The sequence below is a fragment of the Campylobacter sp. CFSAN093227 genome, from assembly GCF_012897855.1.
Classification (GTDB): Bacteria; Campylobacterota; Campylobacteria; order Campylobacterales; family Campylobacteraceae; genus Campylobacter_D; species Campylobacter_D jejuni.
Genome location: NZ_CP040610.1, coordinates 324,298 through 350,596, shown reverse-complemented (window position 1 = coordinate 350,596; position 26,299 = coordinate 324,298). Strand labels below are relative to the sequence as shown.

The 26,299-nt window shown below is 29.6% G+C and carries 29 protein-coding genes; 13 read left to right on the top strand and 16 right to left on the bottom strand.

The features are described from left to right. Positions 1-9 precede the first annotated feature (9 nt). Positions 10-903, top strand: coding sequence for a protein-methionine-sulfoxide reductase catalytic subunit MsrP (msrP, locus tag FBF06_RS01840; RefSeq protein ID WP_002872445.1), 894 nt, complete (start codon positions 10-12; stop codon positions 901-903). Further along, positions 903-1,475 (top strand): sulfite oxidase heme-binding subunit YedZ, encoded by a 573-nt coding sequence (locus tag FBF06_RS01835; RefSeq protein ID WP_002857273.1) that lies wholly within the window; start codon positions 903-905, stop codon positions 1,473-1,475. The genes msrP and FBF06_RS01835 overlap by 1 nt, the downstream gene beginning before the upstream one ends. On the opposite strand, the gene FBF06_RS01830 is transcribed toward FBF06_RS01835, so the two are convergent. The 8 genes from FBF06_RS01830 to rpsU form a co-directional block, all read right to left on the bottom strand. Continuing rightward, on the bottom strand, positions 1,440-3,152 hold the full coding sequence (locus tag FBF06_RS01830) for an ATP-binding protein (RefSeq protein WP_002854291.1): 1,713 nt from the start codon (positions 3,150-3,152) through the stop codon (positions 1,440-1,442). The genes FBF06_RS01835 and FBF06_RS01830 overlap by 36 nt on opposite strands. Next, positions 3,152-3,976, bottom strand: a complete 825-nt coding sequence (locus FBF06_RS01825) for a hypothetical protein (protein WP_002868686.1) — start codon at positions 3,974-3,976, stop codon at positions 3,152-3,154. The genes FBF06_RS01830 and FBF06_RS01825 overlap by 1 nt, the downstream gene beginning before the upstream one ends. A gap of 10 nt (positions 3,977-3,986) precedes the next feature. Further along, positions 3,987-4,463: a hypothetical protein gene (locus FBF06_RS01820; RefSeq protein WP_002854442.1), complete on the bottom strand. Its 477-nt coding sequence runs from the start codon at positions 4,461-4,463 to the stop codon at positions 3,987-3,989. An 8-nt stretch (positions 4,464-4,471) separates the two neighbouring features. After that, positions 4,472-4,963, bottom strand: coding sequence for a YajQ family cyclic di-GMP-binding protein (locus FBF06_RS01815; RefSeq protein ID WP_052791660.1), 492 nt, complete (start codon positions 4,961-4,963; stop codon positions 4,472-4,474). Beyond that, a complete protein-coding gene (locus tag FBF06_RS01810) occupies positions 4,953-5,888 on the bottom strand; it encodes a D-2-hydroxyacid dehydrogenase (protein ID WP_002854730.1) in 936 nt (311 codons plus the stop codon). The genes FBF06_RS01815 and FBF06_RS01810 overlap by 11 nt, the downstream gene beginning before the upstream one ends. Before the next feature lie 3 nt (positions 5,889-5,891). After that, on the bottom strand, positions 5,892-7,061 hold the full coding sequence (locus tag FBF06_RS01805; RefSeq protein ID WP_002868684.1) for a glutathionylspermidine synthase family protein: 1,170 nt from the start codon (positions 7,059-7,061) through the stop codon (positions 5,892-5,894). A 9-nt stretch (positions 7,062-7,070) separates the two neighbouring features. Then, a complete protein-coding gene (locus FBF06_RS01800; protein ID WP_002868683.1) occupies positions 7,071-7,676 on the bottom strand; it encodes a UPF0323 family lipoprotein in 606 nt (201 codons plus the stop codon). A 119-nt stretch (positions 7,677-7,795) separates the two neighbouring features. Then, complete coding sequence (rpsU, locus tag FBF06_RS01795; RefSeq protein ID WP_002780697.1) at positions 7,796-8,008, bottom strand: 30S ribosomal protein S21; 213 nt, start codon at positions 8,006-8,008, stop codon at positions 7,796-7,798. Positions 8,009-8,168: 160 nt separating this feature from the next. Here rpsU and ccoG point away from each other — a divergent pair, with 160 nt between their 5' ends. The 5 genes from ccoG to cmeC all read left to right on the top strand — a co-directional run bounded on the left by ccoG (position 8,169) and on the right by cmeC (position 15,954). Next, positions 8,169-9,545: a cytochrome c oxidase accessory protein CcoG gene (ccoG, locus tag FBF06_RS01790; protein WP_002868682.1), complete on the top strand. Its 1,377-nt coding sequence runs from the start codon at positions 8,169-8,171 to the stop codon at positions 9,543-9,545. Beyond that, a complete protein-coding gene (gene cmeR / locus FBF06_RS01785) occupies positions 9,532-10,164 on the top strand; it encodes a multidrug efflux system transcriptional regulator CmeR (protein WP_168977507.1) in 633 nt (210 codons plus the stop codon). Before ccoG ends, cmeR begins: the two co-directional genes overlap by 14 nt. Before the next feature lie 93 nt (positions 10,165-10,257). Continuing rightward, positions 10,258-11,361 carry a multidrug efflux RND transporter periplasmic adaptor subunit CmeA gene (gene cmeA, locus FBF06_RS01780; protein WP_002869744.1) on the top strand — a complete coding sequence of 368 codons (1,104 nt, stop codon included), beginning with the start codon at positions 10,258-10,260 and terminating at the stop codon, positions 11,359-11,361. Further along, the gene (gene cmeB / locus FBF06_RS01775; RefSeq protein ID WP_168977506.1) at positions 11,361-14,483 is read left to right on the top strand and encodes a multidrug efflux RND transporter permease subunit CmeB; all 3,123 of its coding nucleotides are present in this window, start codon (positions 11,361-11,363) and stop codon (positions 14,481-14,483) included. Before cmeA ends, cmeB begins: the two co-directional genes overlap by 1 nt. Then, the gene (gene cmeC, locus FBF06_RS01770; protein WP_052800599.1) at positions 14,476-15,954 is read left to right on the top strand and encodes a multidrug efflux transporter outer membrane subunit CmeC; all 1,479 of its coding nucleotides are present in this window, start codon (positions 14,476-14,478) and stop codon (positions 15,952-15,954) included. The genes cmeB and cmeC overlap by 8 nt, the downstream gene beginning before the upstream one ends. Before the next feature lie 22 nt (positions 15,955-15,976). Here cmeC and cmeU read toward each other — a convergent pair whose 3' ends face one another. After that, positions 15,977-16,228, bottom strand: a complete 252-nt coding sequence (cmeU, locus tag FBF06_RS01765) for a CmeU family protein (RefSeq protein ID WP_052800600.1) — start codon at positions 16,226-16,228, stop codon at positions 15,977-15,979. 127 nt (positions 16,229-16,355) lie between these two features. Between cmeU and FBF06_RS01760 the strand changes: the two genes are divergently transcribed. Continuing rightward, on the top strand, positions 16,356-17,702 hold the full coding sequence (locus FBF06_RS01760) for a coproporphyrinogen III oxidase family protein (RefSeq protein WP_002851099.1): 1,347 nt from the start codon (positions 16,356-16,358) through the stop codon (positions 17,700-17,702). On the opposite strand, the gene hemJ is transcribed toward FBF06_RS01760, so the two are convergent. The 4 genes from hemJ to FBF06_RS01740 form a co-directional block, all read right to left on the bottom strand. Beyond that, positions 17,699-18,151: a protoporphyrinogen oxidase HemJ gene (gene hemJ, locus FBF06_RS01755; protein WP_052799364.1), complete on the bottom strand. Its 453-nt coding sequence runs from the start codon at positions 18,149-18,151 to the stop codon at positions 17,699-17,701. The genes FBF06_RS01760 and hemJ overlap by 4 nt on opposite strands. Next, positions 18,135-18,605: a signal peptidase II gene (lspA, locus tag FBF06_RS01750; protein WP_002858678.1), complete on the bottom strand. Its 471-nt coding sequence runs from the start codon at positions 18,603-18,605 to the stop codon at positions 18,135-18,137. Before lspA ends, hemJ begins: the two co-directional genes overlap by 17 nt. Further along, on the bottom strand, positions 18,598-19,935 hold the full coding sequence (gene glmM / locus FBF06_RS01745) for a phosphoglucosamine mutase (protein WP_002854369.1): 1,338 nt from the start codon (positions 19,933-19,935) through the stop codon (positions 18,598-18,600). Before glmM ends, lspA begins: the two co-directional genes overlap by 8 nt. 93 nt (positions 19,936-20,028) lie before the next feature. Continuing rightward, positions 20,029-21,054, bottom strand: a complete 1,026-nt coding sequence (locus FBF06_RS01740) for a cytochrome-c peroxidase (RefSeq protein ID WP_002854298.1) — start codon at positions 21,052-21,054, stop codon at positions 20,029-20,031. Positions 21,055-21,254: 200 nt separating this feature from the next. Between FBF06_RS01740 and plsY the strand changes: the two genes are divergently transcribed. The 5 genes from plsY to FBF06_RS01715 all read left to right on the top strand — a co-directional run bounded on the left by plsY (position 21,255) and on the right by FBF06_RS01715 (position 24,733). After that, entirely contained in the window at positions 21,255-21,863 is a 609-nt protein-coding gene (plsY, locus tag FBF06_RS01735) for a glycerol-3-phosphate 1-O-acyltransferase PlsY (protein WP_002854681.1), read from the top strand. Further along, positions 21,848-22,165 carry a dihydroneopterin aldolase gene (locus tag FBF06_RS01730; RefSeq protein ID WP_002854273.1) on the top strand — a complete coding sequence of 106 codons (318 nt, stop codon included), beginning with the start codon at positions 21,848-21,850 and terminating at the stop codon, positions 22,163-22,165. The genes plsY and FBF06_RS01730 overlap by 16 nt, the downstream gene beginning before the upstream one ends. A 78-nt stretch (positions 22,166-22,243) precedes the next feature. Next, a complete protein-coding gene (hsrA, locus tag FBF06_RS01725) occupies positions 22,244-22,915 on the top strand; it encodes a homeostatic response regulator transcription factor HsrA (protein WP_002854696.1) in 672 nt (223 codons plus the stop codon). Positions 22,916-23,027: 112 nt separating this feature from the next. Next, positions 23,028-23,273, top strand: a complete 246-nt coding sequence (locus FBF06_RS01720; RefSeq protein WP_002854647.1) for a YfhL family 4Fe-4S dicluster ferredoxin — start codon at positions 23,028-23,030, stop codon at positions 23,271-23,273. Next, positions 23,273-24,733 (top strand): Ppx/GppA phosphatase family protein, encoded by a 1,461-nt coding sequence (locus FBF06_RS01715; RefSeq protein WP_002866641.1) that lies wholly within the window; start codon positions 23,273-23,275, stop codon positions 24,731-24,733. Before FBF06_RS01720 ends, FBF06_RS01715 begins: the two co-directional genes overlap by 1 nt. On the opposite strand, the gene FBF06_RS01710 is transcribed toward FBF06_RS01715, so the two are convergent. The 3 genes from FBF06_RS01710 to FBF06_RS01700 are packed head-to-tail and all read right to left on the bottom strand — an operon-like array spanning position 24,730 to position 26,258. Then, positions 24,730-25,527, bottom strand: coding sequence for a hypothetical protein (locus FBF06_RS01710; protein ID WP_002901809.1), 798 nt, complete (start codon positions 25,525-25,527; stop codon positions 24,730-24,732). The two genes, FBF06_RS01715 and FBF06_RS01710, sit on opposite strands and share 4 nt — an antisense overlap. Next, positions 25,528-25,836 carry a flagellar motor switch protein FliN gene (gene fliN / locus FBF06_RS01705; RefSeq protein ID WP_002824739.1) on the bottom strand — a complete coding sequence of 103 codons (309 nt, stop codon included), beginning with the start codon at positions 25,834-25,836 and terminating at the stop codon, positions 25,528-25,530. Further along, complete coding sequence (locus FBF06_RS01700) at positions 25,836-26,258, bottom strand: chemotaxis protein CheX (protein ID WP_002854524.1); 423 nt, start codon at positions 26,256-26,258, stop codon at positions 25,836-25,838. Before FBF06_RS01700 ends, fliN begins: the two co-directional genes overlap by 1 nt. Between the last annotated feature and the right edge of the window lie 41 nt (positions 26,259-26,299).

Sequence of the window (26,299 nt, the reverse complement as noted above, 5' to 3'; positions counted from 1 at the left end):
GGAAAAATTATGATTATAACTCCTGAGAATTTATATAAAAAAAGAAGAGATTTTTTAAAACTTGGAGCGGGTGCTTTAATAAGTTCAAGCGTGCTTGCTTCTAAACTATCTGCTTTAAATTTCACAAGCGATACTAATCCAAACAAACTTGAAATCAGCGATGAAGAACTGGCTACAAATTATGTCAATTTTTATGAATTTTCAACAGATAAAAGAAAGGCTGTATCATTGGCACAAAATTTCAATACTCAAAATTGGAAAATCGATATCAGTGGAGAAATAGAAAAACCTTTAACTTTAAGCATGGAAGATATTTTAAAATTTCCACTAGAAGAAAGAATTTATCGTTTTCGCTGTGTTGAAACTTGGTCTATGGTGGTACCTTGGGTAGGCTTTGAATTGCGTCGTTTGATTGAAATGGCAAAACCTACAAGCGAGGCAAAATTTGTTAAATTCACCACTCTTTTAGATAAGAGTCAATTTCCCGATCAAGACGCTTTATTTCCAACTATAGACTATCCTTATGTAGAAGGACTTCGCATGGATGAAGCTATGCATCCTCTTACCTTGCTTGCAGTAGGAATGTATAAAAAAGCCTTAAAGCCTCAAAATGGTGCTCCAATACGCCTTGTTGTTCCTTGGAAATATGGCTTTAAAAGTATTAAATCTATAGTTAAAATAGAATTTACTAAAGAACAGCCTAAATCCACTTGGGAAAGTTACGCTCCAAGTGAATATGGTTTTTATGCCAATGTCAATCCTAATGTTTCTCATCCTAGATGGTCTCAAGCTAACGAAAGGGCTTTAGGAGACTTCTTTACCAAGCCTACTTTAATGTTTAATGGTTATGAAAAAGAAGTGGCAAGTTTATATAAAAACATGGACTTGAAAGTGAATTTTTAATGCAGACAAAATACTTTAAATTTCTTGCTTATTTTAGCTTTATCATAAGTTTAATCTATGGCTTTTATCATATCATAAAAGCCTTTGATTTTGTAAAAGAAGCCTATATTTACACTGGAATATTTGCTTTAATCTTTTTAAATTTAAGTCTTTTATTTTCTTTACTTAAATTTAAAAAAACAAAAAATTATCCTAAAATTTTAGGTATTTTTGCAGCTTTTTGGGCGATTTTGCACTTTTTAAATTATTTTATTTTTGATAGAAATGCTCAAATTTTAAGGCTTTTCGATGATATTTCACATCGTTTATTAGAAGCAAGTGGATTTATCGCATTTTTAATCATATTTTTAATGCTTTTAAGTTCTTTTAAAATCTTTAAAAAACTTAGTAAAATCAGAAAACTAGGATATTTATGCTTAGTTTTGGCAAGTTATCATTATTTTTTAACCCCAAAAATTCCTATGTTTTGGGAATGGAGTGCTTTAATTATAGCTTTGTTTTATTTTATAGTTCGCTATACAAAAACATTAAAAAAGTTAAAATCCAACAATCTTACTTTTATCAAAACTTGAATTTAATTCTTTTTGTATGCTTTCTATAAAATCTTGCATTTTAAAAACCCCATCTTTTGATACAGCTACTTTCAAAGCTGTATTCTTCACCACCATTAAAATTTGTGCTCCACTTAATTCATAATTTGATAAAATATTTATATCAAAATCTTTTTCAAATAATGCTTTTTTAGGTAGAAATTTTTCCCAAATTTTAAGCCTATCTTTAAAATCAGGTTTTTTAAATTCTATCTTATAATCAAATCTTCTTGAAAATGCACTATCTAAGCTTTCTAAAAAATTTGTCGTAGCGATAATCACACCACTAAAACGCTCAATTTGCTCTAAGAATATATTTTGCATTTGATTATGCATTTTATCGCTACCACTACTTCCATCTACACGCGTACTTAAAAACTGATCAGCTTCATTGAGAAGTAAAATAGGACTTTGTTTACAAGTTTGCACGATATTTTTATAAGTATCAAAAATTTTTCTTACATTTTGCTCACTCTCTCCAACCCATTTGCTCAAAATTTTAGAACAGTCAAAACTAAGAACAGATTTTTTCATTGATTTAGCCATAGCTAAAGCTGACATAGTTTTTCCAGTACCAGCAGGACCATAAAAAATAATTTTAGCTTCTATATTTTTATTACTCTTTATACCCCAAGAATGAAGTCTTTCTAGGACTTTTTTATCTTGTTGTTTTAAAATATTTTCTAAAAGCTCTTTTGTATTTTCAGGCATAATAATATCATTGATGTCAGTGCTTGGTTCTATAAGCTCGAAAATATCTTGATCTTTTAAAACACTTTCAATTTTGATTTTTTTACTTTGTTTTGGTTCAAAATTTATAATTCTTTGTAAAATTTCATCGATAATAAAAAAACTTTTAGAAATATCTCCAAAAGCATTTAAATATTCATCATACTCGATTAAGTTTAAAAGAGGAGCATTTTCTTGTAATAGTTTTTTATTTTTATGCCTTTCTAAATCATTTTCACTGATTAAAGAAAGTAAAGAATTCATTTCTCTAGAAATCGAACTTTCATTACTTAAGGCGTATTCTTCTTTTAAAAGTGCTAGAAAAATAATTTGTTCTTTATGTTCAAGATTGTATTCTTTAAAAATATCAGCCAATACATTATAAAATTTACTTTTTTTTAGTCTTTCTTTGATATGTTTTTCATAAAGTTTAATTTGATTTTTTATTTCACTATTATAAGCACTTTTTTGTATAAAACTTAATCTTTCGTATAATTGAATACGCGCAAATTCATCTTTTAAATATTCTAAATAATCTGCATAAGCCTCTTGTTTCTCAAAATTTAAACGAGGTTTTGCTTCTAAAAATTCTAAAAAATATTCACTTAGACTAAGCTCACTTTGCAATAAGGCAAGAGTTAATGTTTGAGTTTTATTATTTTCTAAACTTTTAAAAAAACTCGAATTTTGATTTACAAAACCTCTTTCGATAAGTTTTTTTAAATCCTCCAAAGCATCAAGATAAAGATACTTATCATTTCCAAAAATTGTCGATAATAAAGTAAAGGCATTGATAGAAGAAATAGAAACGACATAATTTCTACAAAGTTCTCTAAGAATCAAAGCCTCATTTTTAGCACACTTAAGCTCTTTATAAATTTGAGTATCTTCTATATTTTTCAAACTTAAAAAATTTTTTAATTTTTCCATTATTTTTTAAATTCCTTAAGCTCATCTTCGTTAAATTCTACGCAAATATTTTCATCTAAAAAATGACCTTCAAAAGGTAGATAACAAATTTTTAGTTTTCCATTATTAAGCAAAAAATTATTATTAAATTGTAAATTTTGCAGATCTTCAAAACACTCATCACATGTATTTTTAAGCTTCTCATGTAAAAGATTTTGAAATTTTTGATTTTTAGTATTATACAAATCATTTAGTTTTACAAATGCGTGAGCATTAATATCATAAACAAAATTATTTAACTCTAAAATAGCACGGCTCATACCATCTTCATAAAAATAATACCATTCTTCAAAACTAATTTTTCCATCTTGTAAAAAAATAGGCTTTTGGCGAATTTGTTCAAAACTAAATACACTCTTATGAACAGGATGAAATTCTTTAAAATCATCATTAAAACCTATAAAATCAAGACTACGCTTTATACGAATGCCATCTTGCGTTTCAACAAGTTCTAAAGTAGTTGTTCCTAAATTTTCTCCTTGAAAATTTTTATTATCATATGTAAGCATTTTAGAAGAATTGATTTTATATTTTTTACGCTCATCCTGCCAAAAATCATTTGTCTTAACGAGCGGAATCTCTAAATTTCCATTTATATCATCAATAATTAAAAAACTAGAACTTGTTTGATTTTTATCCCTGTCAAAAAGTGGAGTCATAGGCGCATTATCATAAACTATGGCAAAAATTTCTTTATCCTGCAAATGATAAAAATACAATTCACCTTTATAAACTTGCGCTAAAGCTAGATTTACAAAGCAAAATACCAGTAAAAAAAATTTCAAACTCTATCCTTTAATTTTGAATATGCGTTAAGATAATTTTAGTATGTGAAATTTTATCAAAAAAACTTACTTTATTATCACAAACTTGATAAAAAATTTCATAATTTTTTGCTTTTAAATTTTGTTCAAAACCACAATCAGTTTTTTCTAAATTTTTACCCTGCCATAAAGCATTTGCCTTTAAAATATCACTTAAAATATCATCATAATATACATTTTTAAAAAATTTTTGATTAAACACTTTTTTATCATAACACACTGCATTGATACAAATTTTATCTTTGATTTTGAGTTCAAAAAAAGCTTGCCCTAGTTTATAAACTTCTAAATTTAAAGCATTATTTTCTTTTTTTAAAAAAGCTGCGTCATTGATTTTTATCATAGGAGAAGCAATCAAAACCATCAAGCTTTGACTCGAAAAATTTTGATTTTTCACACTACAAGCACAAAGAAAAAAAATAAAACACAGAGCTAAACAATGCTTCAAATTTGACCTTATTTAAGATTTTTAAAACTGATATTTAACTCTAAATCAAGCTCTTTTACAAGCTTCATCACAGCTTGTAAATCATCAATTTGTTTTGCTACAACACGAATTTCTTCACCACGAATCGAAGAATTAACTTTAAGTTTGCTATCTTTGATAGCTTTATTGATTTTTTTGGCATTTTCACTATCAATAGCATCGTTTGCTTTCAAATTTAAACGAAACATTGCTCCACTTTCACGAGAAAGCTCTTCAATAGCATTAGGATTAATTCCTCTTTTGATAAGTTTAGAAATCACTATATCTTTTAAAACATCAAGCTTTCCTTCACTAGAAGAACTGAGTTTAAAAATACTCTCTTTTTCGCTTAAATCAATCTCACACTTAATTCCTTTTAAGTCATAACGACTATCAAGTTCTTTTTTAGCTTGTTCAAAAGCATTTTTTAACTCTTGTTTATCTAAAGCTGCTGAAATATCAAAACTATGTTCACTTGCCATTTTCTATCCATTCTTTTAAATTATTATAAACTATATCCATTAAAGCATTTAAAGCCTCCTTGCTCGCCCACGCAACATGAGGAGTGATAATAAGATTTTCTTTATTTTTAATGCTTAAAAGTGGATGATTTTTCATCATAGGTTCAATTTCTAAAACATCAAGCCCTACACGAATATTTTTTTCATCTATGATTTTAGCTAAATCATTTTCATTGACAATCCCACCTCTTCCTACATTAATCAAAATCGCATTATCTTTTAAAAGCTTTAATTCTTCAAAGGCGAGTAAATTTTTGGTTTTTTCATTTAAAGGTGCGTGGATACTTATAATATCGCAAGTTTTTAATAAATCTTTTAATTCCAAATGTACAAAATCTGCGTTTTTATTAGCTCCACTCGTAGAATAATAATAAATTTCGGCTCCAAAAGCCTTTGAAATTTTTGCCACTTCTTTACCTATGGTTCCTAAACCTATAATACCATGTTTTTTACCACTTAAGGTGTTTAAAATTCTACTATAATCTGTAAAAATAGGACTTTCACACCATTTACCCTCTTTGCTCCATTTGTCATAATAAAGCACTTGATTTAAAAAAGCAAACATAAACGCAAAAGTATGTTGCACCACACTCATAGTAGAATACCCAGCAGCATTTTTTACAATAATACCTTTTTCTTTAGCATACTCAATATCGATATTATTAACACCTGTAGCAGTTTCCAAAATGAGTTTTAAATTTTTACAAGCATCAATCACATCTTTATCAATTACAACCTTGTTTGTCATGGCGACATTAGCATCTTTTAAACGCTCTATGGTTTGCTCTTTATTTGTTGTGGTATAAATTTGCAAAGAACCAAATTTTTCAAAAACACTTAAATCATAATCCCCTAAAGTTGCCGCATCTAAACAAACAATTTTCATTTTTCAATCCTTTATAATATGTCCTACAAATTTAGAATAATTATCAAGCACAAGTCCTCCTTTTCTAAATCCTAAGCCACACCCTTCATAAGCAAAGAAAACACCTGCTTGATAGTATTCGTTTTCACATGAATTAAACTCTACATATTCTTGATAAATAGCCTTATTATTCCCATAAGGACCTACATTCTCATGCAAAGTTTTTCCATCTTTAATTATACTGATATTTGCACCTTCTCTACCAAAAACAGGTTTTTTAACATAGTTTTTACCTTCCAAAGGAGTATCTTTTGTTTCTAAAAGTAATGGATGATTTGGATAAAGTTCCCATAGAATTTTTAAAATTCCCTTAGATTGAAATAAAAGCGTATAAGCAGGATTTAAAATAATTGCTCTTTGATTACGCATGATTTGAGTTAAAAGCATGGCAAGTTCACCCTCTTCTATGGCTATATCTTCCCAAGGAATAAGCTTAAACCAATACTCATAATTTTCGCCCTCTTTAAAAATACCCTCTTCGCTAAATTCCACCTCATCCACAAAGGAAAAATTAGTTTGAAAACCTGCTTCATTGGCTATATGTGCAAGCAATTTTGTAGTGATTTCTTCTTCTTTACTTCCTGCAACACTTGAAAAAAGAATTTTCCATCCTTGATAATGCTCTTCAAACCCTTCAACACTTTCATCAAGGGTAATAAGTCTTTTAAAATTATCCATCAAACTTTCATAAATGCTATTAAATTGTGCGCTTTCATCCATTCCATTTTGTTTTAAAAGTGCCCATTGTAAAATCGCACTTTCAAAAAGAGCAGTAGGGGTATCAGCATTAAATTCTATAAGTTTTATAGGCTTGCCATCAAGTCCACCCGCTAAATCAAAACGCCCATATAAATGCCAATGAACCTCATTTTCCCAACTCATCTTAATTGCATCAATAAGATTAAAAGGAATTCCAAGCTCATCAAAACGATCATTATCAATCACTTCTTGCGCTGCAGCAATAAACATATCATAAAGCTCATTTACCGCTTCATAATAAGCATTAGCTTCACTTTCCTTAACACAAACTAACTTATTGCTAATATAATCACTTCCATCTTCATCTGTATGCCAAGAAAAACCTATATTTTCTAAATAATCTTTTTGAAGTTTATCTACTTGTAGTAATTGCATTATTTATCCTTAAGAACCAAAAGAAGAACTAGAACTTGTGGCTTTAGAGCCTCCGCCAAAAAAGCCTGATTTTTTAGCACTTGAAGCAGAGCTTGTTGTGCCTGCTTTATTAAAACTATTAACACTCCTTTGATAAGCACTTTGATTTGAAAAAGCACCGCGTTGTTGGTTGGCAAAATTTTGATTATTGAAAAGTTTTGAACCTATCCAACTTCCTAAAATAGCACCTGCAGCACTTGCAAGTAAAGTTTCCCCTAAACTCAATCCCCCACTACTGATTTGTCCATTGTCTTTAGTTAAATTTGAAGTTCCATTATCAATTTTAGCTGCTTCTTCTTTAATCAAAGCATCCATTTCTTCTTTGGATAAAATTCTTTCTGTGCCATTAAGATCTTTTAAAACTACCCTTGTTTCATCACTTGGATATTGATCTTTGATTTTATACTGCCCTGGAGCTGTTTCTTCGATAATTACAAAAGCTCCTTGAGCATTAGCTGCTTGATTTAAAGTATCTGAATTGTCATTATTACTTCCACAACCTGCTAAAGCACCTCCAGCAACAGCTGCTAAACCACCTATCATACCAATTTGAATGATTTTTTTGATTTTTTTCATAAGTTTATCCTAAAAACAGAAAATTTAAATTAGAAATTTTAACAAAAAATAATAAATACTTTTTAATTTAATACCAAATGAAGTTTGTAGATATAAAAAAGCCCTTTCGGGCTTTTGGGTTAGAGTCTTGACTCGTAGCGTCTAAGCATATAAAGTCTTTTAAGCATTTTTTTGCGTGCTGAAATTTTTTGTTTTTTGCGAATTTCAGTCATAGGCTCAAAAAATCTTCTTGCTCTTACTTCAGTCACAACTAGATTTCTATCTACTTGTTTTTTGAATTTACGATACGCTTCATCAAAAGACTCGTTAGGATGCACCTTGATTCCTGGCACAGTCCTCACCACCTTTCTGTGTAAATTTTTGTTGTGAAATATAATTATAAAACACTTCTTATTAATTCTAACTTAGAAAGCATTTAAAAATTGTTTTAGTTTTTATCGGTTATAATCCTTAATTACAAAGTACTAAAAAATTATAATTTAAGGTCTAAAAATGCAAGGACACATTACAAACTATACAAAAGAACGATATTTTGTATATTTAATTGCAAGTATTATCATATTTGCCCTACCTTTCATAAGAATTAATGAGAATCATTTTTTTCTTTTAAGTTTTGATCACTCTAAATTAAATCTATTTTTTATTTCTTTTTCAACACAAGAATTTTATCTCATGCCTTTTGTTCTTATATTTCTTTTTTTATTTATTTTTTTTATTACAACTTTAGGTGGAAGAATTTGGTGTGCTTGGAGTTGTCCACAAACGATTTTTAGAGTTATATATAGAGATATCATACAAACTAAATTTCTTAAAATTCGCAAAAATATCAATAACAAACAAAAAGAATATGAGGGACAATATTTTAAAAAATTTCTTGGAGTAATAATTTTTTATTTTATATCTTTAGTTGCTGTTAGTAATTTACTTTGGTACTTTATTCCTCCTGAAGATTTTTTCAATTATATTCAAAATCCTGGCGAGCATCTACTTTTACTTGGAATTTTATTTTGTGCTAGCTTACTTTTTACTTTGGATATTACCTATTTACAAGAAAAATTTTGTGTTTATGTCTGTCCTTATGCAAGAATACAATCTGTAATGTTCGATCATGATACAATGCAAGTGATCTACGATGAAAAACGCGGGGGCTTGATCTATGATGGACACACCAAACTTCATAAAAAACCGCCTGAGGGAGAATGCATAGGTTGCGAAGCCTGTGTTAGCATCTGTCCAACTCATATTGACATACGCAAAGGAATGCAACTTGAATGTATTAATTGTCTTGAATGTGCCGATGCTTGCTCTAAGGTTCAAAGCAAATTTAATCGTCCAAGTTTGATCAATTGGACAAGTGCAAAAGCTATTGAAACGCGTTCTAAGGTTCATTATTTAAGATTTAGAACGATAGCATATTTTATAGTTCTTCTAATTGCTTTACTGGCTTTAATCATCATGGGAAGCAAAAAAGAAAGCATGCTTTTAAATATCAATCGTAGTAGTGAATTATATAATATTTCAAATGTTAAAGGTGAATTAGTCATTTCAAATGCTTATACCTTTTTGTTTCAAAATACAGATTCTAAACCTCATGAATATTATTTTACAGCAAATTTAGAAGGAATAAATGATGGAATTGAAATCATAAGACCAAACAAACCTTTTAAATTAAAAGCAGGAGAACAAGTCAAAAAAATAGTTGTTATCAGGGCTACAAAAAATTTAGCAAATAATGATAAAAAAGACGTAATCTTTCCTTTACATATAAAAGCTTACGCAAAGGATAATGAAAAAATTTCGGTTTTTAGAAAAAGTATATTTGTATACCCTAAAAGCACTCTTATAAAGGATAAAAATGAACTCAAATAGAACACCATCACAAAAAGTTTTAGCCAGACAAGAAAAAATCAAAGCAGTGGCCTTAGAGCTTTTTTTAACAAAAGGATACCAAGAAACAAGTTTGAGTGATATTATTAAATTATCTGGAGGATCTTATTCTAATATTTATGATGGTTTTAAAAGTAAAGAAGGGCTATTCTTTGAAATTTTAGATGACATATGTAAAAAACACTTTCATCTTATTTATTCCAAAACACAAGAAATTGAAAATGGCACTTTAAAAGAAATTTTAACTTCTTTTGGTTTAGCTTTTATAGAAATTTTCAATCAACCAGAAGCTGTAGCTTTTGGTAAAATTATCTATTCTCAAGTTTATGACAAAGATAGACATCTTGCCAATTGGATAGAAAACAATCAACAAAATTTTTCCTATAACATACTTATGGATTTTTTCAAGCAACAAAATAATTCTTATATGAAAAAAAATGCAGAAAAACTTGCTGTTCTTTTTTACACTATGTTAAAAGAACCTTATCATCATCTTAATGTTTTAATTAATGCTCGTTTAAAAAATAAAAAAGAACAAAAAGAACATGTTGAATTTGTTGTAAACGTTTTTCTAAATGGGATCAATGGATCCAAAGCTTAAAAATAATTTTATTAACCAAAATTAAGATATAATTAGCCAAAAATTTTTGTAATAAATATTACAATTTTTAATTTAATTTTTCAAGGCAAAACCATGAAATTATTTCAAAAAAATACTATTTTAGCTTTAGGTGTTGTGCTTTTACTCACTGCTTGCAGCAAAGAAGAAGCACCAAAAATACAAATGCCGCCTCAACCTGTAACAACCATGAGTGCTAAATCTGAAGATTTACCACTTAGTTTTACTTACCCTGCTAAACTTGTCAGTGATTATGATGTCATTATAAAACCTCAAGTTAGTGGCGTAATAGAAAATAAACTTTTTAAAGCTGGAGATAAAGTAAAAAAAGGACAAACATTATTTATTATAGAACAAGATAAATTTAAAGCTAGTGTTGATTCGGCTTACGGACAAGCTTTGATGGCTAAGGCAACTTTCGAAAATGCAAGCAAGGATTTTAATCGTTCTAAAGCTCTTTTTAGTAAAAGTGCAATCTCTCAAAAGGAATACGACTCTTCTCTTGCTACATTTAACAATTCAAAAGCTAGTCTAGCAAGTGCTAGAGCACAGCTTGCAAATGCAAGAATTGATCTAGATTATACCGAAATAAAAGCTCCTTTTGATGGTACTATAGGAGATGCTTTAGTTAATATAGGAGATTATGTAAGTGCTTCAACAACTGAACTAGTTAGAGTTACAAATTTAAATCCTATTTACGCAGATTTCTTTATTTCAGATACAGATAAACTAAATTTAGTCCGCAATACTCAAAGTGGAAAATGGGATTTAGACAGCATTCATGCAAATTTAAATCTTAATGGAGAAACCGTTCAAGGCAAACTTTATTTTATTGATTCTGTTATAGATGCTAATAGTGGAACAGTAAAAGCCAAAGCTATATTTGACAACAACAACTCAACACTTTTACCAGGTGCTTTTGCAACAATTACTTCAGAAGGTTTTATACAAAAAAATGGCTTTAAAGTGCCTCAAATAGCTGTTAAACAAAATCAAAATGATGTTTATGTTCTTCTTGTTAAAAATGGAAAAGTAGAAAAATCTTCTGTACATATAAGCTACCAAAACAATGAATATGCCATTATTGACAAAGGATTGCAAAATGGCGATAAAATCATTTTAGATAACTTTAAAAAAATTCAAGTTGGTAGCGAAGTTAAAGAAATTGGAGCACAATAATGTTTTCTAAATTTTTTATCGAAAGACCTGTTTTTGCTTCAGTTGTTGCAATTATCATTTCTTTAGCTGGAGCTATAGGTCTTACAAATTTACCTATAGAACAATATCCTTCTTTAACCCCTCCTACAGTTAAAGTAAGTGCAACTTACACAGGAGCTGATGCACAAACCATTGCTTCAACAGTTGCAAGTCCTATCGAAGATGCAATCAATGGCGCAGATAATATGATTTACATGGATTCAACTTCAAGTTCTTCAGGAACTATGAGTTTGACTGTTTATTTTGATATCGGTACAGATCCTGATCAAGCCACCATAGATGTTAATAATAGAATTTCAGCCGCAACTGCAAAAATGCCAGATGCAGTCAAAAAACTTGGAGTAACAGTTAGAAAAACTTCCTCAACAACACTTGCTGCAATTTCTATGTATTCAAGTGATGGCTCAATGAGTGCAGTAGATGTATATAACTATATCACTTTAAATGTTTTAGATGAGTTAAAAAGGGTTCCAGGAGTTGGAGATGCAAACGCTATAGGAAATCGTAATTATTCTTTAAGAATTTGGCTCAAGCCTGATTTATTAAATAAATTTGGAATCACAGCTACTGATGTAATTTCTGCGGTTAATGATCAAAATGCCCAATACGCAACTGGTAAAATTGGCGAAGAACCTGTAACCCAAAAATCCCCTTATGTTTATTCAATCACCATGCAAGGAAGACTACAAAATCCTAGTGAATTTGAAAATATTATTTTAAGAACAAATGATGATGGATCATTTTTAAGACTTAAAGATATAGCTGATGTAGAAATAGGGTCACAACAATACAGCTCACAAGGACGATTAAATGGCAATGATGCAGTTCCGATTATAATCAATCTTCAATCAGGGGCAAACGCATTGCATACAGCAGAACTTGTCCAGGCTAAAATGCAAGAACTTTCAAAAAATTTCCCAAAAGGTTTAACATATAATATTCCTTATGATACAACAAAATTCGTGATAGAATCAATCAAAGAAGTAATTAAAACTTTTATTGAAGCTTTAGTTTTAGTTATTATTGTTATGTATATGTTCTTAAAGAATTTCCGTGCAACGCTTATTCCTATGATAGCTGTACCTGTTTCATTGTTAGGAACTTTTGCTGGACTTTATGTTTTAGGCTTTAGTATTAACCTGCTTACACTTTTTGCCTTGATTTTAGCTATAGGGATTGTTGTAGATGATGCGATTATAGTTGTGGAAAATATCGATAGGATTTTACACGAAAATGAACAAATAAGCGTAAAAGATGCTGCTATCCAAGCAATGCAAGAAGTTAGCTCTCCGGTTATTTCAATTGTTCTTGTGCTTTGTGCTGTTTTTGTACCAGTTTCTTTTATATCAGGTTTTGTTGGAGAAATTCAAAGACAATTTGCTCTTACCTTAGCTATATCTGTAACCATATCAGGTTTTGTTGCTCTTACCTTAACACCTTCTTTAAGCGCACTCTTTTTGCGACGTAATGAAGGAGATCCATTTAAATTTGTAAAGAAATTTAATGATTTTTTTGATTGGAGTACCTCTGTATTTAGTGCAGGAGTAGCATATATTCTAAAAAGAACCATTCGTTTTGTTTTAATTTTTTGTATTATGCTTGGAGCGATTTTTTATCTTAATAAAGCAGTACCAAGCTCTTTAGTTCCTGAAGAAGATCAAGGTTTGATGATTAGTATTATCAACCTTCCTTCAGCTTCAGCACTCCATAGAACAATCTCAGAAGTTGATCACATAAGTCAAGAAGTTTTAAAAACTAATGGAGTTAAAGATGCAATGGCTATGATAGGATTTGATCTTTTTACAAGTTCACTCAAAGAAAATGCCGCTGCAATGTTTATAGGCTTGAAAGATTGGAAAGATAGAAATGTGAGTGCTGATGAAATCGCCATGGAGCTTAATAAAAAATTTGCTTTTGATCGCAATGCTTCAAGTATATTTATAGGCTTACCTCCTATACCTGGATTAAGTATCACAGGCGGTTTTGAAATGTATGTTCAAAACAAAAGCGGAAAAAGCTATGATGAAATACAAAAAGATGTAAATAAACTTGTTACTGCGGCCAACCAAAGAAAAGAACTATCAAGAGTAAGAACAACACTTGATACAACTTTCCCTCAATACAAGCTTATAATTGATAGAGATAAATTAAAACACTACAATCTTAACATGCAAGATGTTTTTAACACGATGAATGCAACTATAGGCACTTATTATGTTAATGATTTTTCTATGCTAGGTAAAAATTTCCAAGTAAATATCCGCGCAAAAGGTGATTTTAGAAATACACAAGATACATTAAAAAATATTTTTGTAAGATCAAATGATGGAAAAATGATACCACTTGATTCTTTCTTAACTTTACAAAGAAGTTCAGGGCCTGATGATGTAAAACGATTCAACCTTTTCCCAGCAGCACAAGTTCAAGGTCAACCCGCACCAGGTTATACTTCAGGTCAAGCTATAGAAGCGATTGCTCAAGTAGCAAAAGAAACTTTAGGGGATGATTATTCCATAGCTTGGAGTGGATCAGCTTATCAAGAAGTTTCTAGTAAAGGAACAGCAAGTTATGCTTTTGCTTTAGGTATGATATTTGTCTTTTTAATTCTAGCTGCTCAATATGAAAGATGGCTTATACCTTTAGCAGTCGTAACAGCTGTACCTTTTGCGGTATTTGGATCATTTTTATTGGTATATTTAAGAGGATTTAGCAATGATATATATTTTCAAACAGGACTTTTGCTCTTGATTGGACTTTCAGCTAAAAATGCTATCTTAATCGTAGAATTTGCAATGGAAGAGCGCTTTAAAAAAGGTAAAGGAGTTTTTGAAGCAGCTGTTGCAGCAGCAAAACTTCGTTTTCGTCCTATCATAATGACTTCTTTGGCATTTACTTTTGGGGTCTTACCAATGATTTTCGCAACAGGAGCAGGAAGTGCTTCAAGACACTCTTTAGGAACAGGGCTTGTTGGTGGAATGATCGCAGCATCAACTTTAGCGATATTCTTCGTGCCTTTATTTTTCTATCTTTTAGAAAATTTTAATGAATGGCTAGATAAAAAAAGAGGTAAGGTTCATGAATAAAATAATTTCAATTAGCACTATAGCAAGTTTTACTCTTTTGATTTCAGCTTGCTCTTTAAGTCCAAATTTAAATACTCCCGAAGCAAACTATAGCATTGATAATAAGCTTGGAGCCTTATCTTGGGAAAAAGAAAACAATAGCTCTATCACAAAAAATTGGTGGAAAGACTTTGATGATGAAAATTTAAATAAAGTGGTTGATTTAGCACTTAAAAATAATAATGATTTAAAACTTGCCTTCATACACATGGAACAAGCTGCTGCTCAATTAGGTATAGATTTTAGCAGTTTGTTGCCAAAATTTGATGGTAGTGCAAGCGGAAGTCGTGCAAAAACAGCTATAAATGCTCCAAGCAATCGAACTGGGGAAGTAAGTTACGGTAATGATTTTAAAATGGGACTTAATTTAAGCTATGAAATCGATCTTTGGGGAAAATATCGCGATACATATCGCGCCTCAAAATCAGGCTTTAAAGCAAGTGAGTATGATTATGAAGCTGCAAGACTTTCTGTTATTTCAAATACAGTTCAAACTTATTTTAATCTTGTAAATGCTTATGAAAATGAAAATGCTCTTAAAGAAACCTATGAATCGGCAAAAGAAATTTATAGGATTAATGATGAAAAATTTCAAGTTGGTGCTGTAGGTGAATATGAACTTGCTCAAGCAAGAGCCAACTTAGAAAGTATGGCTTTGCAATATAATGAAGCAAAGTTAAATAAAGAAAATTACCTTAAAGCTTTAAAAATTTTAACTTCAAATGATTTAAATGACATACTTTACAAAAATCAAAGCTATCAAGTTTTTAATCTTAAAGAATTTGACATTCCAACTGGAATTTCAAGTACCATCTTGCTTCAACGTCCAGATATTGGCTCTTTTTTAGAAAAATTAACTCAGCAAAATTATCTTGTTGGAGTAGCTCGCACGGCTTTCTTACCTAGCCTTTCTTTAACAGGATTATTGGGATTTGAAAGCGGGGATTTAGATACCTTGGTTAAAGGAGGTTCTAAGACTTGGAATATAGGTGGAAACTTTACTCTGCCTATTTTTCATTGGGGTGAAATTTACCAAAATGTAAATTTAGCCAAGCTTAATAAAGATGAAGCTTTTGTAAATTATCAAAATACTTTGATTACTGCTTTTGGAGAAATTCGCTATGCTTTAGTAGCTAGAAAAACTATACGCTTACAATACGATAATGCACAAGCAAGCGAACAATCTTACAAAAGAATCTATGAAATTGCTAAAGAACGCTATGATATAGGAGAAATGTCTTTGCAAGATTATTTAGAGGCACGTCAAAATTGGCTTAATGCTGCGGTTGCTTTTAATAATATTAAATATTCTTATGCCAATTCCATAGTAGATGTAATCAAAGCATTTGGTGGAGGATTTGAGCAAAGTGAAGATACGAGTAAAAATATAAAAGAAGAATCAAAAAATTTAGATATGTCTTTTAGAGAATAGTTTATTCTATTCTCTAAATAAATTAAAAATCTTTGTCTAAATCTGCATCTGTAATTTCATAAGCCTTGTAAATAGCAGGCAATAATTTTCTTATAGCATAATCAAAATGATAAAATTGCTTATATACCTCTTCTGGATTTAAATTTTTAGCATTCTTAAAATCAAATACTTCAGTATCATTGATTTTGGCAATATTTTCATCAAAATAAGAGTAAAACTCTGCTCTTTGTTTAAACAAAGCATTTAAATTTTGAACAATTTTGGCTTTATCCATTTTATATCCTTTTTAAATAATTTAAAAACTTAATCCCATTTTTTATTTAAGAAATAAAAAATTTACTCCTATTTTAGCTAAAAATTGATAAAGTTATATCTTAAATATTTTAATATATAGGCCACTTATGAATTTATTTCAAAATTTAGCTTTAAAATACTCTCATACTATGATGGAAAAATCCCTCCAAAAAGGTTTCAATGTCGAACTTTTAAAACAACCCGAAGAAAAAATTCCAAAACAAGACAAAAGCTATATGCTTTATGCCCATGTACCTTTTTGCCATACTTTTTGTCCTTATTGTAGCTTTCATAAATATTATTATGATGAAAATTTAGCCAAAGTATATTTTCAAAATCTTAGAGAAGAAATTAAAATCATGAAAAATAAAGGTTTTGATTTTACCTCCATGTATGTGGGTGGTGGTACAACACTGATTGATGAAGAGGAATTATTAAAAACCTTAGAACTTTGTAAAAAGTTATTTAATATAAAAGAAATTTCATGCGAAAGCGATCCAAATCATATTGATCCAAATAAGCTTTCTATGTTTAAAGGTATAATTGATCGTTTAAGTTGCGGGATTCAAAGTTTTGATGATGAAACTTTGAAAAAAGTGGCAAGATATAATAAATTTGGTTCATCTAAAGAACTTCAAGAAAAAATTTCAAAAGCTTTAGGAATTTTACCTATTTTTAGTATAGATCTTATTTTCAATCTTCCAGGACAAAACGAAAAACAACTTTTAAATGACTTAGAAATTGCTAAAAATTTAGCCCCGCAACAAATCACAACCTATCCTTTAATGAAATCAAATCTTACCAAAGATAATATCGCTAAAAGTCTAGGAGTAAGCATTAAAGATAATGAATTTACTTATTATCAAATCATACGAGAATTTTTTAAAGACTATACCCAAAACAATGGTTGGAGTTTTTCTTTAGAAAAAAACAAGCTTAATGACGAATATGTCAGTTCTCATCATGAATACCTAGGAGTAGGCAGCGGAGCTTTTAGCTTTTTAGATGGGGAGCTTTTAATCAATGCATTTAATCTAAATGATTATGCTAAATTTATACAAGAAAAACAAAATGCTAATATAGCCAAAGCTTGTTTTGATAAAAAAGAAATTATCAAATATGTCTTTTTAACTGAAATTTTTTCAGGGAAAATAGAAATTGATAAATTTAATAAAACTCTAAATTGCAATCTCGAAAAAGAACTTTTCATAGAACTTTTAGGACTTAAAACAAGTGGTGCCATCATAAAAGATCAAAATGCTTTAATCGCAACTGAATTTGGTCAATATCTTTTTGTGGTTTTAATGAAAGATTTTTACACAGGAATGGATCTTGTGCGCGCAGTATTTAGAGATGATAAGCGTCTTAAAAATAAAGATTATATCGATATCATGAAAGAAAATATTGATCCGCTTAACTCCGCTAGTATGGAATTTAAAGCGGAGACAAACTAAAAGGGACGAACAACCATCATTAAAGCGATGATAATAAACATTATAGTTGGAAATTCATTATAAATTCTAAAATATTTTCTACTTTTAGTAGAAGTATCATTTGCTAAAGCTTTTAAACAATAATAATTATGTATATGAAAAATAATCAAAAGTGTAACACAGGTAAGTTTAACATGCATAAAACCCGCACCTACCATTAAAACTTCCTTATGAGCATGCAACATTAAACTTCCTGTGATTAAAGTCACAATCATTGCAGGAGTTTGTATATAATAATAAAGCTTTCTTTCTTGAATTTTTACAACCTCGACAAAACCTTTATTGTCTTTATGTTCAGCATGATACACAAAAAGACGAGGTAAATAAAAAAGACCCGCCATCCAAGAAACAAATGCCAAATAATGCACCCATTTAATCCAAAAATAATAATCATTAATCCATTCTGTCATCTTTTTTCCTTTTTTTAAATATTTCTTGTATTAAAATCAAAGCCACACTTATATTTATCATGACATCTGCAACATTAAAAATAGCAAAATTAAACCATTTATGCCAAAAAAACATATCCACTACACCTCCATGTATAAAACGATCCAATAAATTTGAAACGCCGGCACCAAGCATCATTCCAAAAGCTATGCTATGAGTTTTTAAAAGTGTTCTTTGCCAAAAAAGATAAATAAAAAGCACGCCAATTAAAGCAAGATGTAAATATTTTAAATTATGTTCTAAAAAACTCAACATTGAAAAAGCTACGCCTGTATTTAGAGCATAAGTTAAATCTAGGTATTCACTCTGCCATCTAAATCCTGCTAAAGTTAAGGATTTTACCCATTGATCAAGGGCAAAAACCAAAACAAAGGCACCCCAAAAATAAAAAATAAATTTAAAAGTTTTAGCCATTTAAAGCTTTCTTAAAAAACTCCACAACATTTTTCATTTCTTTTTCTAAGAGCTTAATATCTCTGGCTTCTAGTAAAAGTCTTATCAAATTTTCTGTTCCAGAATAGCGAAATAAGGTATTAATATTTTTATTTTCTAAATCTTTTTTTAATTCTTTTAAACCTTTAATTTTATCTAAATCTTTTTTTTCTGCAATTTTAAGATTGATTAAAAGCTGAGGATAAGGTTTAACTTGACCCAAAATAGAACTTGCAGATTTTTTCTTAGAAAGCATTAAAGCACTAAATTGCAAGGCAGCTATCAAACCATCTCCAGTTTTTGCATAATCGCTAAAAATAATATGCCCACTTTGTTCTCCACCAAAATTTCCACCATTGGCTTTTAGTTTTTCAAGCACATATTTATCGCCAACATTACAAGTATCAAGTTCTATACCATGTTTATTTAAAAACTCTTTTAAAGCACCATTACTCATTATAGTAGCCACAACACTTGATTGTAATTTACCTTGTTCTTTAAGATAAAGTGCCAATACGCCCAATAAACTATCCCCATTAGCCACTTCGCCTTTTTCATCTACAACCACCAAACGATCTGCATCACCATCAAAAGCAAAGCCCACATCTGCACGCAAACGCTTTACCTCAGCAGCTAAGTTTACAGGATGCAAAGCTCCACAATTTTCATTGATATTAAGTCCATTAGGTTTATCACTCATTACTATAACTTCAGCGCCTAATTCCTTAAAAACAGTAGGTGCTACCTTATAAGCTGCCCCATGAGCCACATCTAAAACAACACGCAAAGACTTTAAAGTAAGATCTTTTGGAAAAGAATTTTTAATAGAAACAATATATCTTCCTATAACATCATCAATTCTTTTTGCTTGACCAATTTTTTCCATATCTACCTTAGAGGCTTGTATAAGCTTATCATCAAAATAAATTTCTTCTATTTTTTTCTCTATATCTTCACTGAGTTTATTTCCATGAGCATCAAAAAATTTAATACCGTTATCATAATAAGGATTGTGAGAAGCTGAAATCATAATCCCTGCGTCACAACGCATATCTTCAGTTAAGAATGCAATCGCAGGAGTTGGCATAGGACCAATTTGTATAACATTATATCCTATAGAAGTAAGCCCTGAAACAATAGCATTTTCTATCATATAGCCACTTCTTCTTGTATCTTTTCCTACTAAGATATTATTAGTAATACTTTTATCTTTAAAATAAATACCCGCAGCCATTGCTAAACGCATAGCCAAAAAACTATCTAAAAATTCACCCGCTTTTCCACGAACTCCATCAGTTCCAAAAAGTCTCATTGCAAACCTTTCTAGCAAAATTTAAAGACAATTATAACAAAGCTAAGATAAAGAAATTTAAACAAGCTCTAAAAATAGAGCTTGTTTGGAACCTTATAGTTCAGGTTTAGGAGTTTTTTCAGTAGAAATAGGAAGTTGTGGATAAACAATTGCTGGTTTTGTTCCTGTTAAGGATTTTAAGAAAGTTTCAATACTTTTTGCTTCTTTATCAGAAATTTTAATGCCAAGTTGCACACTACCCATTTCCTTAATAGCATCTTTTAGATTCCAAATAGCGCCATTATGAAAATATGGAGCAGTTTCAGCAACATTTCTTAAAGTTGGAGTTTTTACCATGCCATTTGCATCACCTTTAAAATCACCTAAATTTGCAAATTTATATTTACCAGCAACTTCAAACGCTTGCATATTGCCACCTAAATTCACACCATTATGACAAGCTACACAACCCTTGTCTATAAAAAGCTTTAAGCCTTTTTGCTCTTCTTTTGTTAAAGCTTTTTCATCGCCTTCTAAAAATTTATCAAAACGAGATGGAGTGATCAAGGTTCTTTCAAAATTTGCAATTGCATCAGCAATATTGTCAAAATTTACACCACTTTTACCATAGATTTTTTTAAACTCACTCACATATTCAGGCAATGATGAAATTTTTTCTACTGCGAGTTTAGCAGGAGTTGCCATTTCAGGATCAGCTTGGATTGGACCTTTAGCTTGATCGGCTAATGTTCCTGCACGACCATCCCAAAATTGAGTATTATTTAAAACCGCATTATAAACTGTTGGTGAATTTAAATGATGGGGATTTGCTGTCCATTTATGACCTATTGCAGTACTAACCCCATCTGTTCCACCAAGTCCTACATTGTGACAGGTATTACAAGAAATGATACCACTTTTTGAAAGGCGTGGTTCAAAATAAAGCTTTTTGCCAAGCTCTGCTTTTTCAAGAGTAAATTCACTAGCCTTTACTCCATTTTGTTTTAAAATTTCATCAACACCTTTTTGATCTTTTGGCAAGGCAACAAGACCTGAATTTTTAGCTTCATCTATAAGACTTGCAGCATTTAAGCTTGAAAAAGCAACTAAGGATGCGATTAGCAATGCTTTTACTTTCATTTATAAACTCCTATTAAAGATAAATTAAAATAAAATAATAATTATTTAGAGCTTAAATAAAGATAAATATTATTAAAAAATATTTACAATTAATTAATACTATTTTTATCCTATAAAAATTATTTTTGTTTATTTATTTTCATAAGATATAATTTTTAGTTATAAATCTTAAAATTTTAAGATGATTTGAAAAGGATATTATGGAAAATTTAATAATTTACGCTTTTATATATCTTTTAGGTTCAATCCCTTTTGGGCTAATCCTAGCTAAATTTTTTGCTAAAACTGATATCAAAAAAGAAGGTTCAAAAAGTATAGGAGCAACCAATGTTTTAAGAGTAGTAAAAGAAAAAAATCCCAAACTAGCAAAAAAACTTGCCATTGCTACAATAATTTTAGATTTTGCAAAAGCAGCTATTCCTTTATTAACCTTGAAATTTCTTCATTATGATCAAGCTTTGCTTTGGAGCGTGGCAGTTTTGGCTATTTTGGGACACTGTTTTTCAATTTACTTGTTATTCGAAGGAGGGAAAGGCATAGCAACAGGAGCAGGTGCTATGATAGTTTTGCTTCCATTGGAAGTGCTTACAGCATTTATTGTATGGGTAGTTATAGGAAAAATTTTTAAAATATCTTCGTTAGCTTCTTTAGCAGCATTACTTGCTTTTGTTGTAAGTTCTTTTATATTTAATTATGACTTAGAAATTCATACACATGCACCCGTTTTCATTATCGCTTTTATTATAGTATATAAACATCTACCTAATATTAAAAGATTGATTTTTAAAGAAGAATGCAAAGTCATATAAAAATAAAATTTCACTTTAAGTGTATCATTGGTATATTAGATTTCGAAAGAAGGAAAAAACAAAAAATTATTATCAAGCTTAAAGCTAAAGCAAATGAATTTTTAAATTATGCAGAAGTAATTACCAAAATTAAAACATGGTATAAAAAAGAAGAATTTTACACCCTTGAAGAGTCTTTAGACTTTGTAAGCTTAAATTTAAAAAAAGATTTTCCTAATTTAACCAATCTTAACATAAAAATTTTCAAACCCCATATAATAAAAAATGCTACAGTTGGGGTTAAATTGAAAAAAAAATATTAATTTTTTTTTAAAGATATCTAAACATTTACTTAAGCTATGATATAATTCTTTAAATTTTTCTTAATAAGGATAGAACAAATGAGAATTTTAGTTATAGAAGATGAGATTAGCCTAAATAAAACAATTATAGACAATCTTAATGAATTTGGTTATCAAACTGATTCTTCTGAAAATTTTAAAGATGGAGAATACTTTATCGGCATTAGACATTATGATTTAGTTTTAGCAAACTGGACTTTACCTGATGGAGATGGAGCGGAACTTGTTAACACTATTAAGCATAAATCTCCAAGAACTTCAGTTATGATTATGTCTTCAAAAACAGACAAAGAAACAGAAATCAAAGCTTTGAAAGCTGGAGCTGATGATTTTGTTGCAAAACCTTTAGATTTTGATATTCTACTCGCAAGAATTGAAGCAAGACTAAGACTTGGCGGAACCAATGTTATTAAAATTGAAGACTTAGTTATTGATCCAGATGAGGAAAAAATTACTTATAAAGATCAAGATATAGAACTTAAAGGAAAACCTTTTGAAGTTTTAACGCACTTAGCAAGACATTCGGATCAAATTGTATCCAAAGAACAACTTTTAGATGCCATCTGGGAAGAACCTGAGCTAGTAACTCCAAATGTTATCGAAGTAGCTATCAATCAAATTCGTCAAAAAATGGATAAACCATTAAATATATCTACCATAGAAACAGTTCGTCGTAGAGGATACCGTTTCTGCTTCCCTAAAAAATCTTAACAATTTTGCACCTTCGGTGCAAAAAATTTATCTTTATTTCTATTTTTATATTTTATTTAAGTTTGGTTATTGTATAAACTAAAATTATTTTTTAAATTTTTGAAAGGTTATGATGTCTCTTTTAATTACAAAAGACTGCGTATGTTGTGATGCTTGCAGAGAAGAATGTCCTGATGAAGCTATTTATGAAAATAGTCCAATTTATGTAATAGACCCTGATCTTTGTTCAGAGTGCGTTAATGATTTTTCAGAGCCTGCCTGTATTGTTGCTTGCCCATATGAATGTATCATTCCTGATCCTGATAATGTAGAAACTATAGAAGAATTAAAACTCAAACATAGAGATAGAGAATTTTAATGGCAAAAAAAACAGCCGTTGTTGATCTTGGCTCAAACTCCATTAGAATGGTGATTTTTGAAAAAACTTCTAGATATGGTTTTTATACAACTTGCGAATACAAACGCAAAGTAAGACTTGGAGAAAATGCTTATAATAATGGCAAAATTCTCCAAGAAGAAGCCATGCAAAGAGCCGAAGATGCCTTAGCTTTTTTCAAACAATGCGCTTTAAAGCATAAGTGCAAAAAAATATTTATAGTAGGCACATCAGCCTTAAGAGATGCCCCAAATTCAAAAAATTTCATTAAAAGAATCAAAGATAATCTGTCTTTAAATATACGCTGTATAGATGGAAAAAGCGAAAGTTACTTAGGTGGTCTTGCAGCTCTAAATTTATTAAGTCCTTTTAAGGATGGAACCACTTTAGACATAGGTGGTGGTTCTAGTGAATTGTGTTTAATAAAAAATAATAGAATTATTTCTTGCATATCTCTTGATATTGGCACTGTTAGGCTAAAAGAATTGTTCTATGATACTGGAAAAATGGATTCTTTAGAAGAATTTATAAAACCAATTTTAGAACAAATTCCTAAAGAATTTTGCAATCAAAACCTTATTGCAATAGGTGGAAGCTTAAGAGCAATATCTAATTCCATCATGCAAAAAAATTCCTATCCACTGAAAAATTTACATGATTTTCGCTATATGCTAGATGAAGAAAAAGGGCATATTTTAAAAATTTTTAATTCAAACTTAGACTCTTTAATCAATTTTGGCATAAAAAAGGATCGTTTTGATACCATTAAAGAGGGTATATTTATTTTTTTAAAGATTGCGGAAAAAATAAAAGCCAAACAAGTTATCACGAGTGGGGTTGGAATCAGAGAAGGAGTTTATTTGCAAGATTTACTTCGTCCTAAAATCACATTTCCACCAAATTTCAATCCTAGTTTAAAATGTTTGCAAGATAAATTTTTACAATCAAAACAAAAAAATAAAACTCCACATTTTGCTCTGCAAATTTTTACAACCCTTAAAAATCTTCATAAACTTAACGATAACTATAAGCATACTTTACTAAATGCTGCCAAATTATGCCATATTGGAGAATATTTAAATTTCTATTTTGCTAATGAACACTCTGCTCATTTTGTACTAGGTGGATTAAATTATGGATTTTCGCATAAAGAAAAAGCTTTAATTGCTAGTATTATTAAGCTTAATGGAAAAAAAGTTAATCCTTATAATCTTGAACCCTATAAACAACTTTTACCCAATATTCATACCATTTCATGGCTTAATTTTATTTTGTGCTTAGCTAAAACTTTAAGCACAAATGAAGATAAGATTGATTTTGCTTTTGCAAACAATACTCTTTATATATATCAAGAAAACAAAATTCTTAATTTACCCAAAGATGAGCTCAAAAAAATTGCAAAACCAGCTACCATAGCATTAGCAATCAATCAAAAAATTTAAGATTTTTTACCTTTTTGACGCTGCTCTATAAGATTTTGAATTCTTTTTTTATTCTCTTCAAAAAAAGAATCAAAATTTTTCTCTGTTTTTTCTATATGTTTTATTGTTTGTTCCTCTGGAATTTCAACACTTTCTAAAAGCACATTGGAATTACCTATTATCATTGTATAACGTTTATTAGCGTGATCAAAAATAACAAGTTGATTATTTTTATCTAAAAATCTTTGGAAAATCATAGTAAAATCTCTAGAAACATTGTTATTTTTATAAACCATAGTCTTTTTAAACCACCAAAGCACTATTAACAAAATAACTAAAATTAGCATTACTAAGATATAATTTGTATAATCATACCCTTCTAAACTTGTACTTTTTGGTTTAGGCATTAATTCTTGAGAATTATTCACAGTAGTTGTAGGTACAGATTCGATATTTGCTTTTCCTTGCTCTATAGCTCGTATCCTTACTCCAAATTTATCATTGATAGAGCTAAGTTCTAAATTAATATTTTGTTTGTTTTGTAGTATAATATAGGTATTATTATTTTTAGAACTAATACTAATTTTATCTACAAGTTGAGAGTTAAGTTCTTTTAATTCATCTTTAGAATACGTTAAATCACTAAAAGTTAAAAGAGTTAAATTTTTTTCTTTTTTTTGAGAAATCTTGCCATTATAGGCATTATCAAAAGAAAGCATTAAATCTACTCGATCATTTCTATCGTAGATATTAAAACTAATCAGCTCAACACTATATAAAGGTAAAATTAAAAAAAATAATACTAGCAATCTCATTTAAATTTCTTTTTTAAAGTATTGAAGCACAGTCTTAGAATCCAAAATTTCATTAATTCTTATAGCGAGATTTTTTTCATAAACCATAACCTCGCCTTTGCCAAAAATTCTTTTATTGATATAAAGCTCAACGCTTTCTCCAGCAGGCTTTTCAAGATCAATAACCGAACCTACTTCAAGTTTTAAAAGCTCCGCTACACTCATATTTGTAGTTCCAAGCTCGCTTACAAAATCTACTGTAATATCTAAGATATCTTCATAAGATTGTAAAAGCCCATGATGAATGTTAAACTCTATATCATCGCTCATTATTTGCAATATCCTATTCTAAAATAACAATTTTCAAATTTATAAGTTAAAGCTTCATCTAGAACTATTTCAGAAAAATCAACTTTTCCTAAATATTCCGGAATTCCGAGTTTATACTCGTCATCACCCTTGGCATCATTTAACAAATTTTTAGCATAACCTATAATCTGATTGGCACATTCTTTAGTTAAATCGCACCAGTCATCTTCTTTAAATTTTTCATCATTAATTAAAATTTCTGCAATTTTTTTTAAAAATTCTTTTGGAAAAAATAAATAAAAATTACATTCTCCTTCGCTTTTGCCCATGATAGGAATACTCGCTCCATAAAGTTCACCGCTTATATCTTGAGCTGCTTCAATGCGAAGTCTTAAAATATGCTCGCAAAAATGAGTGATGGAATACTCAAGAATCTTTAACATAACTACCACCTTTATAAAAAACTTAATTTAAAATTATAGTA

Coding starts and splice junctions, on each gene's coding strand:
- msrP (WP_002872445.1), top strand. CDS start 10: ATGATTATAACTCCTGAGAATTTATATAAAAAAAGAAGAGATTTTTTA.
- FBF06_RS01835 (WP_002857273.1), top strand. CDS start 903: ATGCAGACAAAATACTTTAAATTTCTTGCTTATTTTAGCTTTATCATA.
- FBF06_RS01830 (WP_002854291.1), bottom strand. CDS start 3,152: ATGGAAAAATTAAAAAATTTTTTAAGTTTGAAAAATATAGAAGATACT.
- FBF06_RS01815 (WP_052791660.1), bottom strand. CDS start 4,963: ATGGCAAGTGAACATAGTTTTGATATTTCAGCAGCTTTAGATAAACAA.
- FBF06_RS01810 (WP_002854730.1), bottom strand. CDS start 5,888: ATGAAAATTGTTTGTTTAGATGCGGCAACTTTAGGGGATTATGATTTA.
- FBF06_RS01805 (WP_002868684.1), bottom strand. CDS start 7,061: ATGCAATTACTACAAGTAGATAAACTTCAAAAAGATTATTTAGAAAAT.
- FBF06_RS01800 (WP_002868683.1), bottom strand. CDS start 7,676: ATGAAAAAAATCAAAAAAATCATTCAAATTGGTATGATAGGTGGTTTA.
- ccoG (WP_002868682.1), top strand. CDS start 8,169: ATGCAAGGACACATTACAAACTATACAAAAGAACGATATTTTGTATAT.
- cmeR (WP_168977507.1), top strand. CDS start 9,532: ATGAACTCAAATAGAACACCATCACAAAAAGTTTTAGCCAGACAAGAA.
- cmeA (WP_002869744.1), top strand. CDS start 10,258: ATGAAATTATTTCAAAAAAATACTATTTTAGCTTTAGGTGTTGTGCTT.
- cmeB (WP_168977506.1), top strand. CDS start 11,361: ATGTTTTCTAAATTTTTTATCGAAAGACCTGTTTTTGCTTCAGTTGTT.
- cmeC (WP_052800599.1), top strand. CDS start 14,476: ATGAATAAAATAATTTCAATTAGCACTATAGCAAGTTTTACTCTTTTG.
- cmeU (WP_052800600.1), bottom strand. CDS start 16,228: ATGGATAAAGCCAAAATTGTTCAAAATTTAAATGCTTTGTTTAAACAA.
- FBF06_RS01760 (WP_002851099.1), top strand. CDS start 16,356: ATGAATTTATTTCAAAATTTAGCTTTAAAATACTCTCATACTATGATG.
- hemJ (WP_052799364.1), bottom strand. CDS start 18,151: ATGACAGAATGGATTAATGATTATTATTTTTGGATTAAATGGGTGCAT.
- lspA (WP_002858678.1), bottom strand. CDS start 18,605: ATGGCTAAAACTTTTAAATTTATTTTTTATTTTTGGGGTGCCTTTGTT.
- glmM (WP_002854369.1), bottom strand. CDS start 19,935: ATGAGACTTTTTGGAACTGATGGAGTTCGTGGAAAAGCGGGTGAATTT.
- FBF06_RS01740 (WP_002854298.1), bottom strand. CDS start 21,054: ATGAAAGTAAAAGCATTGCTAATCGCATCCTTAGTTGCTTTTTCAAGC.
- plsY (WP_002854681.1), top strand. CDS start 21,255: ATGGAAAATTTAATAATTTACGCTTTTATATATCTTTTAGGTTCAATC.
- FBF06_RS01730 (WP_002854273.1), top strand. CDS start 21,848: ATGCAAAGTCATATAAAAATAAAATTTCACTTTAAGTGTATCATTGGT.
- hsrA (WP_002854696.1), top strand. CDS start 22,244: ATGAGAATTTTAGTTATAGAAGATGAGATTAGCCTAAATAAAACAATT.
- FBF06_RS01720 (WP_002854647.1), top strand. CDS start 23,028: ATGTCTCTTTTAATTACAAAAGACTGCGTATGTTGTGATGCTTGCAGA.
- FBF06_RS01715 (WP_002866641.1), top strand. CDS start 23,273: ATGGCAAAAAAAACAGCCGTTGTTGATCTTGGCTCAAACTCCATTAGA.
- FBF06_RS01710 (WP_002901809.1), bottom strand. CDS start 25,527: ATGAGATTGCTAGTATTATTTTTTTTAATTTTACCTTTATATAGTGTT.
- fliN (WP_002824739.1), bottom strand. CDS start 25,836: ATGAGCGATGATATAGAGTTTAACATTCATCATGGGCTTTTACAATCT.
- FBF06_RS01700 (WP_002854524.1), bottom strand. CDS start 26,258: ATGTTAAAGATTCTTGAGTATTCCATCACTCATTTTTGCGAGCATATT.